At 37.1% G+C, this 12,291-nt stretch carries 12 protein-coding genes and 1 pseudogene; 12 read left to right on the top strand and 1 reads right to left on the bottom strand.

The annotated features are described in order from the left end of the window. The first annotated feature begins 242 nt into the window (after positions 1-242). The 3 genes from AB3I42_RS09340 (at position 243) to thiD (ending at position 2,475) form a co-directional block, all read left to right on the top strand. Positions 243-830 carry a hypothetical protein gene (locus tag AB3I42_RS09340; protein WP_258924857.1) on the top strand — a complete coding sequence of 196 codons (588 nt, stop codon included), beginning with the start codon at positions 243-245 and terminating at the stop codon, positions 828-830. A 75-nt stretch (positions 831-905) separates the two neighbouring features. Next, entirely contained in the window at positions 906-1,346 is a 441-nt protein-coding gene (locus AB3I42_RS09335) for a universal stress protein (protein WP_010719609.1), read from the top strand. Positions 1,347-1,626: 280 nt separating this feature from the next. After that, complete coding sequence (gene thiD / locus AB3I42_RS09330; protein WP_010737316.1) at positions 1,627-2,475, top strand: bifunctional hydroxymethylpyrimidine kinase/phosphomethylpyrimidine kinase; 849 nt, start codon at positions 1,627-1,629, stop codon at positions 2,473-2,475. Positions 2,476-2,669: 194 nt separating this feature from the next. Here the strand turns inward: thiD and AB3I42_RS09325 are convergent. Further along, a pseudogene (locus AB3I42_RS09325) lies at positions 2,670-3,416 on the bottom strand (MurR/RpiR family transcriptional regulator). 177 nt (positions 3,417-3,593) lie between these two features. Between AB3I42_RS09325 and pfkB the strand changes: the two are divergent. From pfkB to AB3I42_RS09280, 9 genes are all read left to right on the top strand, one after another. Beyond that, on the top strand, positions 3,594-4,532 hold the full coding sequence (gene pfkB / locus AB3I42_RS09320) for a 1-phosphofructokinase (RefSeq protein WP_010737318.1): 939 nt from the start codon (positions 3,594-3,596) through the stop codon (positions 4,530-4,532). Then, entirely contained in the window at positions 4,529-5,953 is a 1,425-nt protein-coding gene (locus AB3I42_RS09315; protein WP_010737319.1) for a PTS fructose transporter subunit IIC, read from the top strand. Before pfkB ends, AB3I42_RS09315 begins: the two co-directional genes overlap by 4 nt. A gap of 11 nt (positions 5,954-5,964) precedes the next feature. After that, complete coding sequence (locus tag AB3I42_RS09310; RefSeq protein WP_010737320.1) at positions 5,965-6,423, top strand: fructose PTS transporter subunit IIA; 459 nt, start codon at positions 5,965-5,967, stop codon at positions 6,421-6,423. Next, complete coding sequence (gene lacD / locus AB3I42_RS09305; protein WP_010737321.1) at positions 6,424-7,401, top strand: tagatose-bisphosphate aldolase; 978 nt, start codon at positions 6,424-6,426, stop codon at positions 7,399-7,401. Positions 7,402-7,760: 359 nt separating this feature from the next. Continuing rightward, a complete protein-coding gene (locus AB3I42_RS09300) occupies positions 7,761-8,072 on the top strand; it encodes an LPXTG cell wall anchor domain-containing protein (protein ID WP_010737322.1) in 312 nt (103 codons plus the stop codon). Beyond that, positions 8,069-8,728, top strand: coding sequence for a WxL domain-containing protein (locus tag AB3I42_RS09295; RefSeq protein WP_306690482.1), 660 nt, complete (start codon positions 8,069-8,071; stop codon positions 8,726-8,728). Before AB3I42_RS09300 ends, AB3I42_RS09295 begins: the two co-directional genes overlap by 4 nt. Positions 8,729-8,756: 28 nt before the next feature. Continuing rightward, positions 8,757-9,467, top strand: coding sequence for a WxL domain-containing protein (locus AB3I42_RS09290; protein ID WP_010737324.1), 711 nt, complete (start codon positions 8,757-8,759; stop codon positions 9,465-9,467). A 13-nt stretch (positions 9,468-9,480) separates the two neighbouring features. Further along, positions 9,481-10,494 (top strand): DUF916 and DUF3324 domain-containing protein, encoded by a 1,014-nt coding sequence (locus tag AB3I42_RS09285; RefSeq protein WP_010737325.1) that lies wholly within the window; start codon positions 9,481-9,483, stop codon positions 10,492-10,494. A 13-nt stretch (positions 10,495-10,507) separates the two neighbouring features. Continuing rightward, complete coding sequence (locus AB3I42_RS09280; RefSeq protein ID WP_368022455.1) at positions 10,508-12,256, top strand: hypothetical protein; 1,749 nt, start codon at positions 10,508-10,510, stop codon at positions 12,254-12,256. The last annotated feature ends 35 nt before the right edge of the window (positions 12,257-12,291 follow it).

Here is a 12,291-nt window from a genome sequence, read left to right as displayed (position 1 = left end):
TTATCCAAACTAGTAAGAACATGGATACGAGTGATTAAAATTTGTTGCAATTTACAAAAACTGTCGATAAAGAAAAGGAGATCGAATGGAAAAAAACGAAGGTTTATTTAATGTATATTTTAAAGCAGATCGAGTGGACTATGGAAAAAATGGTTATGAATCTATCAATTTAAAGAATAACCCGAATTTGATGTCAGATAGTATTTATTTATATAATCTTTTATTCATGAATAAGCCGGCATTTGTTCCAAGGAATTGGGAACAACACCAAGTTAAGAAACCAAACGACAGTAGAAAAACAAATCTATGATTTGTATCAAGAAAGTCCAGCTTGGTGCTGTGAAAATTTACGAGCGATCCTCGTCGATTATGCTGGGTTCAAGAATATAAATTTAAACCCAATATATAGACCTGAATTATACTCTTTTCAAGCGGATGGGGATTCTGATAAATGGAGATTACTGGGTAAAACACAAAAAATAACGGATTTTTATACAGGTATCGCTTCAGATTTAAAAAAAATATTACCTAAAGAACTTCAACAAAAAGAATCAGTGGATAAGGAAAGCCAGACTGAAATATTAACAGAATCAACAGTGAGCGAGCATAAGAAGTTAAATAATAATATGATGGATTTAAAAGAGAGAGACGGAAAGAAAAGGTTATTTCCTACCACGGATCATTTTGAACCGAAAAGTAATTTAGGACAAATGAAGCCGCTAGAAAAAAAACTGCGTATGACTCAGATAAAAGAAAAAGCAAGCCAAGAAGGTCACAGCTCTAATGAAAGAAAACCGCATGAACAAGTTCAAAGACAAGCGAATCGCTAAGTTTGGTCAGTGCTAGTAAATTAGTTGTTCCCTTAAAATAATCGTGCTACACTGATTGTAAAGGAGGTGGTTTCAATGGCAGACACCTATAAAAATATATTAGTAGCAATTGATGGATCAGAAAAAGCAGAAAAAGCCTTTTCTGAAGCAGTTACAATTGCAAAAAGAAATCAGGCAAAGCTACACATTTTGTACGTAAACGAAGTAACGGGTAACTATTTCGGTGATTTTGCATTTGTTACAACGAACTTACAAGAGGAATTAGATGAAGTTGCAGAAAACCAAATGAAAGAGCATCGCAACTTAGCAATTGAAAAGGGACTAACTGATATCGAGACGTATATTTTGTATGGATATCCGAAAACATTGATTGCAAATTTCAATGAATCAAAGGAAAAAATTGATTTGATTGTTATGGGGGCTACAGGATTGAATGCCGTGGAACGTGTCTTAGTTGGGTCAACTACTTCTTATGTAGTCACACATGCACCGTGCAATGTGTTGGTAGTAAAATAACGTCACTCGCTAGTTAGTGAGAGGATGCTAGAACTGAGCAGTACACTGAAGAAGCAAATAAAAAAGTAAGCCGAAGAAGCTGAGCATCATCTCTTTTATGTCAGTATTCTTCGGTTTTTTGTCATGCTTTTTTCTTTTTGCTTTCCCTTTTTTACTAATCAGCAAATGATTAGTGGATGGAAATGCCTATTTATATACGATTTGATTCCTTAAAGTAAGAAGTGGTATAGTTGTGTAGAATAGGGAATGAGTTGGAAAAATAAAAAAGGGAATGAAGCGTATGAACGACCAATATGTACAAGTCATGACGATCGCGGGATCAGACAGTGATGGAAGTGCAGGAATGCAAGCAGATATGCATACTTTCTTTACCCGTGGCGTCTATGGTGTATCAGTTATGACGGCTTGTGTGGCAGGAAATTCTTATGGGATCGGAGCAAGTGTGACCTTACCAAGTGCGTTCATTGATAAAGAATTTTCTTTGATCGCTGAAGACTACCAAATAAGAGCGGCTAAAACAGGTATGTTAGCTGATGCAGAATTGATTGAAACAGTAGTTAAAAATTATCAACAGTATAACTTCGGTCCTTTAGTGGTCGACCCGGTAATCGTGACGAAGCATGGAAATCTATTATTAGAAGAGGCTGCTTTAAGTAGTCTGAAAGAAAAACTAGTACCGTTAGCGACTGTCTTGACGCCGAATTTCTATGAAGCAGAGAAATTAACTGGAAGAACCTTAACGACAGATGAAGATTATGTTCAGGCCGCTGTTGACTTACAGGCAATGGGTGCCAAAAATGTGATGATCAAAGGATTTCATACGAAAGAAAGTAATCAAGAAGAAGTAAGAGATTATGTGTTGCTGGAATCTGGACGATCATTTTGGTTAAGTGCAGTCTTTTATCCGACAGATCGAATCAACGGTACAGGAGACACATTGTCGGCTTGCATTGCTGCAGAATTAGCGAAAGGAAAAACAGTAGAAGAAGCAATCCGAACGGCAAAAGACTATGTCAATATTGCAATTGGTGAAGAAATCATTGTCGGTCACAAGTATGGTCCCATCAATCACTGGGCAGCAGAAAAGCAACTCTCAGCAAAAAACTGTTCTTCAAAGAAGAATCAATAGCTATCTAAAAGAATCGTTTTTTTTGCTTTTATAATTTTTCAAAAAAGTATAAGTTAATCATATAAATAGCTGGTTAAAGTAACCGAGAAAGACAGAGGAGGATCATTCATTGATGATCACTCCACTGTCTTTCGTTTGTTTTATTCAAAAAAATAAGTTCATAGAGTATGAAAGTAAACGATCCATGTTCTCTTTTACTCGCTTGTTCTCAATGCGTATGCATCTAATAATATACGCGCTAGTATCGACAATGGGAGTCTGGATCTTACCTCGTAATCAGGAAAAAATGAACCCTCTGATTTAAACCCAACGAAAGCGATTTCAATAATTTACATCATACTAGAGTATTGATTCGCGGTTAAGAGTACCGTCCCAATCTCTGCGTTATAACAATTTTGAGCAGCAACTACTAATTCGCTTGTTTCGCCATTTAAAGAAACAAAAATAGCAATGTCTTCTTTATGTAACGTTTTACTGATATTTTTGATGATTTCAGGATCAGTGTGAAGTTCACAGTATTTGCCTGCAAGTTGAAATTTAACCATCATTTCTTGGGCGATTAATTCTGAAAAGCCACGAGCAAAAATAATGATCCGACGTGCAACTTTGATTTTTTGGATGGCATCCTCAATGTTGCCGATTTCAATCATATTGATCGTACGAGTTACTTCTTCTTCATTTTTTAAAATAGCTTTCCGAATCCCTCGATCCACTTTTTCTAAAGTAGAAAAGTTGATCGTTTGATTTCCCTTTTCTTTTAAATGGTGTTTGAAAGAAGTAAAACCTTCATAACCTTTCTTTTTCATAGTTCGAACGATGGTTGCCGTTGACACATTAGCTAATTCACTCAGTTTGATGATCGAATAATCAGGAATATCTAAAATATGTGCCTCAATAAAACGCCACAAAAATTGTTCAGACTCACTTAGCTTGTTTTCCATGTATGATCCCCCGCTTGATGTATAGAATAGAAAGAAATTGCGGCACTTCTTCTGTAAAAAAGAATAAAAATATTTGTTTTTTTGTTGTTTGTAAAACTTTTCATTGAATATGAGTGATTATGAAAACATTTACAATAGGCTCTGCTTCATAATAAAGGAAAGAAGGGAGGGAGTCAATTGGCCGTTTATACATGTACGCTAAATCTAGCAATTGATTTATTTATTGAAACGGATCAATTAAATCCTTTTGTTGTAAATCGTACAAATCAAGATGATATTCAAGCGAATGGTAAAGGTGTCAATGTGTCGATGATTTTAAAAATGTTAGGTATCGAAAGTACAGCAATGGGGATTAAAGCAGGTTTTACTGGACAATATATCGAAGATTTTTTAAAAGAAAGAAGCATTAAAACGGACTTTTTAGAAGTTCCTGGGATGACTAGGATCAATGTATTTACTCAGGTAAAAAAAGAAAAAGCAGAATACAAACTGGTAAATAAAGGCCCAGAATTAACTAAAAACCAAGTGATGCAATTTTTAAAGAAAATTGAGAATCTTAAAATGGGCGATTATCTTTGTGTTTCAGGAAGCTTGCCTCAAGGTGTTTCTCCAGCAGTTTTAGTCGAAATCAGTCGCATTTGTCAAAAGAATAAAGTCTTTTTGATCATTGACAGCAGCTACTACGAAATATTGGATTGTTTACCATACCAACCGTTTTTGTTAAAGCCAAACGAAGAAGAATTGCGAATATGGTTCCAGACAGAGAGGAATACCAAAGAAGCGTATATTTTTTATGGAAAAGAGTTGTTAAAACAAGGAGCTCAAAATGTGTTAATTTCACTCGGCAGTGAAGGCGCTTTATTTCTGAATAAAGAACAAGTATTATTCGGTAATTCGCCAAAAGGAATAGTAGTGAATACCGCATGTGCGGGTGACAGTTTACTGGGGGCATTTTTAGCTGGGTGGTTGAAACAAAAAACAATTCAAGAGTCATTGAAAGAAGGGCTCGCAGCTGGGAGTTCTACGGCTTTTCGTAAAGGGTTAACCGATTTTTCGGATGTTGAGGAATTAATGACACAAATCAATGTGATTCAAGAAGAGGGGGAGAAAGTATGACGAAGTATCAACTGATTGCAGCCACTGGTTGCCCAACAGGAATTGCCCATACGTATATGGCACAAGAAGCATTAGAACAAGCAGCCAAACGAAAAGGTATTACGATCAAGGTTGAAACGCACGGACAAATAGGAGTAGAGAATGAACTGTCACATGAAGAGATTCAAGAAGCTGATGCGGTAATTGTTGCAGCAGATAAAGATGTTCAGCCAGAACGATTTGCGGGGAAACGAATCATTGATGTTTCTGTTAGTGTGGGGATTAAAGAAGCAGATCGTTTGATTGAAGAGGCGCTAGCTGGTAAAGGCTCAATTGTAACAAAAGATCAAGTAGCCGATACGATTGAAGATGTGGACCAGCGTTCCGCTAATTCACTGGGACACAGTGTCTATAAGAATTTAATGAATGGTGTTTCACATATGCTGCCATTTGTTGTAGCCGGTGGTGTTTTAATTGCTATCTCTTTTGCTGTGTGGGGCATTTATTCCTTTGATCCGACAAATGCCCAATACAATGCAACTGCTGCAATGCTGAAAAGTGTCGGAGATGCAGCGATGGGGATGATGGTTCCTATCTTATCAGCTTATATTGCAGAAGGAATTGCCAAACGACCAGGTTTAGTAGTCGGTTTAGTAGGTGGCTTGGTAGCAAATGCAGGAGGAACAGGCTTTTTAGGGGGGATTTTATCAGGCTTTTTAGCAGGTTACTTTATTCTACTTTTGCAAAAACTATTAAAAAACTTGCCAAAGTCATTAGATGGATTGAAAGCAATTTTTCTTTATCCCGTGATTGGTGTAGCGACGATTGGGACAATTATGGCCCTTTTAGCAGAACCAATGAAAATGATCAATGAAGGAATGATGAATTGGTTAGCTAGTTTTCAACATTCTAGTCCACTTGTTTTAGGAATCATTGTGGGATGTATGTGTGCATTTGATATGGGCGGACCAATCAACAAAGCGGCGTATGTCACTGGGACCGCTTTGCTAGCGCAAGGAAATACAACCTTTATGGCAGGAGTTTCTGCTGCTTGTATTGCCCCACCGTTAATTACCGGTTTTGCGACATTGTTTTTTGGTAAATATTTTGCGACAAATGATCGAAACGCTGGTTTAGTGAACTTTATTCTAGGTTCGACACATATTACCGAAGGCGCTATTCCTTTTGCTGCCAAAGACCCATTGAAGGTTTTGCCAATCATGATGTTTGGATCCTCGATTGCTGCAGTTTTAACCTATATTTTCGGGGTACAAGTCCCTGCTCCTCATGGTGGATTTTTAGTATTACCTGTTGTTACACATGGGGTGAAATGGCTGATCGCTATTTTAATTGGCTCTTTAATTGGCGGCTTTTTATTAGGATTTTTGCAAAAAAGAACTGTAACTATGAAAAATAAAATCATGGTTAAATCAATAGACTAGGAGATAATAAAATGGGCTTTATCCAAGAGCAAAATATATTTTTGAATCAAATAGGTCAAACTCAAAATGATATTTTTGAGTTTTTAGCTAAGAAAACCGTTGATTTGACTATTGCAGACAATCAAAAAGAAGTATTGGAAAAGTTAATTGAAAGAGAAAATGAAGGTACTACTGGAATGATGGACGGTTTTGCGATTCCTCATGCGAAAGCTTCAGCGATTCATCACCCGGCAGCGATTATTTTAAAACTAAAAGAAAAAGTAGTATGGCAAAGTTTGGATGGTCAGCCAATCCAATTTATTATTGCTTTGTTTGTTCCCGATACACAAGCTGATGACGCGCATTTAAAGTTATTGTCAACAGTGGCACGTTTATTGATGCGTGATGATATAAGAGCTAGTTTAAAAGAAGCCAGTTCAGCAGATGAAATAGCCAAATTACTAAATAATCAGATAGACGAGGTAGCTTAAATGAAAAAGATCAGTCAAGGGAAACGAAACCATTTAAAAAATATAGTTGATGAAAATGGAAGGATCGGTGCCTTAGCAATTGATCAACGGGGCGCATTGAAGAAACTAATTGGTCAATACAGAGAAACAAACGATCGCGATATAGTTGGTTTTAAAGAAATTGTTTCAAAGGAATTAACACCTTATGCCTCAGCTATTTTGTTAGATCCGGAGTATGGATTACCAGCAGCGAAAGATCGTGCCCATAATACAGGACTATTATTAGCTTATGAAAAAACCGGTTATGATAGTTCGCTGCCAGGACGGTTACCAGATAGTTTGAATACTTGGTCTGTAAAAAGATTAAAAGAGGTGGGGGCAGATGCCTGCAAATTTTTATTGTATTACGATGTGGATGAAAACGAAGAAATCAATGAACAAAAGAAAGCCTATATCGAAAGAATCGGCTCAGAATGTCTTGCAGAAGAACTACCATTTTTTTTAGAAATCATTTCGTACGATGCAATTCACTCTGATACAACGACAAAAGAATATGCAAAAATAAAACCGCGAAAAGTAATTGAAGCGATGCAGGAATTTTCAAAAGAGCGATATCATGTAGATGTATTAAAAGTAGAAGTTCCTGTCAATATGAACTTTGTCGAAGGCTTTGGGAAAGAAGCTGTGTATTCAAGAGAAGAAGCTAAAACATTCTTTCTAGCACAAAGCGCTGCAACTGAACGTCCGTTTATCTTTTTGAGTGCAGGAGTTAGCACAGAATTATTTCAGCAAACATTACGATTTGCTCATGAAGCAGGTTCTGATTTCAATGGAGTATTATGTGGACGAGCTACTTGGGCAGAAGGAGTGTCACCATTTGTGAAAGAAGGCAACGAAGCTGCAGTAGATTGGTTTCAAACCATTGGAAAAGAAAAGTTACATTCGTTAAACAACGTATTAGAGCAAACTGCTTCTTCCATATTCAATAAAATTCAATAAATCTTCATTTCATAATTTTTATACTGAAAGAAAAGTATCTATATTTGAGAAGAAAGTCGAAGAGCCAAAAGTAGTTTAACTTTGGGGCTCTTCGGCTTATTTTGTTTCATGAATGACCTAGTCTCAGCTAGTTTAGTTTAACTAGTTAAAAAAAAATTCAAAAACCTCAAAAAACTCTCATTGAAAATTGTATGGCATACATTTATTACGTTGCTGGGAAAAGAGGAAGCGTGTATGATTCTGGTTTGAAAAGATATAGACCTATTTTTTGTTTTTGAGTGTTCTAACTAGTCATGAACGAAAAATCGATCCTATCTGACATTTAATAACTATTTAAAAAGGGGAGATGCAAAATACATGTGAAGACATTTCAAAAGATTGTTTTGTATGTTTTGATTTTTTTATCGGTCCAATTATCCGTTTTAAATGATGAAGTATTTGCTTCAAGTGAAAAAAGTCAGGTGGGGATCACCTTTAAAGGGGAGCTTCCGAAAGACCCAAGTACTCTATTTTCTGCATCTGAAAAAAATCAGGTAACAAAAAAAGAAGAAAAAACACGATTTCCACAGACAAATGACCGATCCTCGTTCTTTTTAGAATGGCTGGGTTTTCTTACTTTAGTGATAGGTCTATGGCAACTGTTCAGGAAAAGAAAGAAGGAACAACAGTGAAAAAAATAATCTTAACGACTGTATTACTCAGTACAAGTTTTTTAATGGGGGCTTTAACCGTACATGCCGATGATTTAAGTGGAAAAAGTACAGCAAAAATCGGCTTGACGAAACAAGATCCTGATCATCCAGTAGGGCCGATTGACCCTCTTGATCCAGATGATAACCCATCATCGAATCAACCTACTGGTAACACAGGTGATTTGCGTATTGATTATATCTCAAATATTGATTTTGGGACTCAAATGATTTCTGGGAAGACAGAGACTTACCAAGCAACAGCACCAGCTAACATGGTCGAAGCTCAAATCTCAGATTTACGAGGAACAGGGGCTGGTTGGAATCTGAAAGTAAACTATGATCCAGCACAATCTGGTTTTTCTTCAGCTGATCAAACATTAAAAGGGGCAGAACTCACGCTACCAGTTGGGCAAACTAAAACTGTCGCAGATAGTCAATCCGCTGCGCCTGCTACAAATGAAATCACCGTCAATGATGATGCCCAAAATATCATGTCAGCAGTGAAAGATACTGGTCTGGGTACTTGGGCAGATGAAATGACAACGTCTCAAGTGAAGTTAAAAGTTCCTTCAGGGAATTTGGCAGGAGCCTACACGGCCACTTTAGTTTGGACATTAACTGATGCACCAGCATAGTTTTAATTAAAGGAGAAATGGAATAACAATGAAAAAACAAGTACTTTATACGCTAGCAACGGCCTCATTATTTTCTACTATCTTATTATCTACGATGGTGAAAGCAGACGAAACGATTGATGATTCAACTACTTCTACTGCAAAGATCACTTTTGATGGAACCAATACCGATCCGGTCACACCAGTCAATCCTAACGATCCGGATACGCCAGTTGATCCAAATAATCCGATTGATCCAGATGATCCAGATAACCATGGGACAGGAGACAATGGTCCATTATCGATCGATTATGTTTCGAATATTACATTTGGTACCAAAGATATTGCTACGACTGGACAAGTATATCATGCAGTCAATGCTTCCCCTTATGTCCAAGTAACGGATAAGCGTGGTGTAGAAGGTGGTTGGGTTTTGACAGCCTCAGCCTCAAAATTTACAGCTAGTGACAACTCAGAATTAAAAGGAGCCATTCTTTCATTTAAAAATGGTGAAGCAGCTACTAATTCAGATAATATCAGTAAAAAGCCAGTGACGAATGATGTCGTTTTTGCCAATACAGAAGCACAAACGGTCATGACAGCAGATAGTTTAGCTGGAGAAGGCACTTGGGTAGATGTCTTTAATGGAACACAAGGAGACAATGCAAATGTGCAGTTAGCGGTTCCTTCAGGATCGGCACAAGCAAAAGAATATACGGCTACGATTACCTGGACATTGACGGCAGGCCCAACGGAATAGAAAGAGGAGTAAGATGAATAAACTACGAGCATTGATTGTTTTGGTTCTTGGATTATGGGTGACTATGTTGCCAATGTCCGTCTATGCTGATTCAAATGAATCAGCATATAGCGTTAGCGCGGATATTCCAGATTTCCAAGTTGACAAGAATCTTTCGTATTTTGATTTACACCTTCAGCCCAATCAACAAAAAACAATTAAGATCCATCTAGCGAATACTGGGAAAGAAAAAGCTGCTTTTCTTGTGAACGTGAATAATGCTGCAACCAATAGCAATGGTGTGATCGATTATGGAAAAAATGAATTTAAAAAAGATCCGTCAGCCAAATACGAGTTGAATCAACTAGTAAAACCCAAAACACAAGAAGTAGAATTACCTGCGGGAAAAGCTGAGGATGTTCAATTCCAGATCACCATGCCAAAAACTGCTTTTAAGGGGATCGTTCTTGGCGGGATTCACGTTAGTAAGAAGGATGACATTAGCCAAAAAGCAAAAGGAACGGCGATCCGTAATAAATATGCCTATGTCATTGGCGTTAAATTACAAAATAGTTTGGTTAAAGTGACTCCTGACTTAAAATTAAAAAAAGTCAACGTAGGATTACAAAACTCGTATACGACAATCTTTGCAAATATCCAAAATCCGACAGCTACGATCATTAGTAAGGTGGCATTTGATGCTAAAGTGACGAAAAAAGACAGTAATGAGATACTGTATGAAACGAAAAAGGAGAATTTGTCGATCGCACCCAATACAAATTTTGATTTTCCGATCGGTTTGAACAAAGACAAAATCGCTGCAGGTAACTATACAGTGACCATTGATGCAAAAGAGCAAGGAACCACTCATCGCTGGCATATGACCTCTGATTTGACAATTAAAGCTGATAAAGCAAATAAACTAAATCATGATGCTGTGACAAATGAAAAGGGAATCCCTTATTTATCCCTCATTATCGGAATTGGACTATTTCTTGTACTGATCATTTTATTTTTAAGTTGGAAATTACTGAAAGCAAAAAGGTAGGTGAGCTAGTCAAATGGATGCAAAAAAACAATTAAGACAAGAGCTCTTTATCTTTTTATTCTTTTTTTGTTTTTTGATCACTCTTTTCTTTTCTACTACTTCGGTGTTAGCGGATGTTACTTATCCAGAAAAGACGGAAGGACTCATTTTTGATGGGCATGTAAAAGCAACCATTTCTTATACAAAAGATCATGCACCTAATTACACAGCTGTAGGCGATAAAATTACTGTCACGACGACTTTAGAAAAACAGGACGAAGGAATTCTGCCAGATGTGTACAAGCAGTCTTCTGTCGTGATTTTATATCCCGAAGAAACTCAAGGGCTAAAATTATTCGGGGATCCAGCCTTTACTTATCAGCCAATAAATGGGGAAAATCAAACAGGTGCCTTTATTGATAGCAATACACAGTTGCAATCAACGATGTTGTGGTATTTTAATACGAATGTAAAAATATTATATTCAGACGATATCACATATAACGGTAGGATGACCCAAATCTCTGACTCAGGTTTTACAGATGGAAACTACGACGATCAATATTCCTTACAAAAATTATTGCTTCATCAAGGGGATAAAGTGTCATTATCTTACCAAGGGGATAAAGTGTCATTATCTTACCAAGCGGAGATCACAAAAGAAGCACTAACGAAAAGTAAATTTACTTTTCATACAGCTATTTTCGATAGTCAGACAGCTACGATTGACTGGGATAATTTCCTAACAGTATCAGCGCCAAAGATTCAAGAACTAGGCCTTTCTTTTGATGAAGCAACAAAAAATAAGCAAATCACTGTTTCAGATGAGCAGTCCTACCAAACAACATTGACAGGAAATTGGGTGGGCGATCAAAGCAATCTTTCTCCTGACTTGACGATCAATGGGCAAACGATCCCAGTATCAGTAACAGATTTTAAGGAAGACGGGACGTTTTCAATTCCTGTTGATTTGAAAAATCATGGGAAATTAGGAGATAATGCAGTTCATCTTAAGATCACTAACGGCACGCAAGTAGCTGAAGATGATGCAGTGCTATCACTTGTTCAAGCAGACACACCACCAGAGGTCAAACTATTAGAACCCACAAGTGAAGTCACGGTTTCACCGACCGATCAGTCACTAGTGATCAAAGGTCAATGGAAAGATAAAGAAAGTGAGAGTATTCGTCTTTTCTATCAATTAAGTGGTACGGAAAATGTTTTAGTAAATTCTATTAGTAATGAAAAGAAAGATACGTGGACAGATTTTTGTCAAAAACTCCCACTAGATCAGCTCCAATTAGGAGAAAACCACGTAGAAATTTATGGAAAAGATGCGGAAGGACAGGTTTCTGAAAAGGAGAAATTGATTATCCAATTGGTTCAAGGAACGATTTCATTTAAACAGATTGATCCAGAGATGTTATTTCAAGATTTAGTGATCACAGGACAAACGAGCCAATCAACGACACAAAAAGCAGTGAATGTGATAGTAGAGGATACAACAGGCAAGCCAAAGGATTGGGATTTAACCGTTAAACAAGTTCAACCGTTTAGTAATGGAGATCAAAAGTTAGCGGCTCAGTTAGCCTATCAAAATGACTCGGTCCGTTCAGTGATTTCAACGACACCTGTCAATCTTTCATTAAGACAGATCAATGATAGGGAGTATTCTTTACCTCAAGACCAAGCTCATCAATTCCAACTAACAGTTGCTCCAGGAGGGAAAAGTGGGGTATATCAATCTGAATTAGAATGGACTATCGTAAAAGCTCCTGGATAGAGTCATTTTTTGATAAGAGACTTACTTCATTTTTC

Origin of the sequence: Enterococcus sp. C53, assembly GCF_040887425.1 — a bacterium.
In the GTDB taxonomy this organism is placed as follows: domain Bacteria; phylum Bacillota; class Bacilli; order Lactobacillales; family Enterococcaceae; genus Enterococcus_B; species Enterococcus_B hirae.
The sequence above is the reverse complement of the archived record's forward strand: the minus strand, read 5'-3'. Positions and strand labels throughout refer to the sequence as shown.

Bases quoted from the DNA above. Each gene is read 5' to 3' on its own strand.
- thiD (WP_010737316.1), top strand. From the start codon at position 1,627: ATGAACGACCAATATGTACAAGTCATGACGATCGCGGGATCAGACAGT.
- AB3I42_RS09315 (WP_010737319.1), top strand. From the start codon at position 4,529: ATGACGAAGTATCAACTGATTGCAGCCACTGGTTGCCCAACAGGAATT.
- AB3I42_RS09280 (WP_368022455.1), top strand. From the start codon at position 10,508: ATGGATGCAAAAAAACAATTAAGACAAGAGCTCTTTATCTTTTTATTC.
- AB3I42_RS09310 (WP_010737320.1), top strand. From the start codon at position 5,965: ATGGGCTTTATCCAAGAGCAAAATATATTTTTGAATCAAATAGGTCAA.
- AB3I42_RS09290 (WP_010737324.1), top strand. From the start codon at position 8,757: ATGAAAAAACAAGTACTTTATACGCTAGCAACGGCCTCATTATTTTCT.
- lacD (WP_010737321.1), top strand. From the start codon at position 6,424: ATGAAAAAGATCAGTCAAGGGAAACGAAACCATTTAAAAAATATAGTT.
- AB3I42_RS09335 (WP_010719609.1), top strand. From the start codon at position 906: ATGGCAGACACCTATAAAAATATATTAGTAGCAATTGATGGATCAGAA.
- AB3I42_RS09285 (WP_010737325.1), top strand. From the start codon at position 9,481: ATGAATAAACTACGAGCATTGATTGTTTTGGTTCTTGGATTATGGGTG.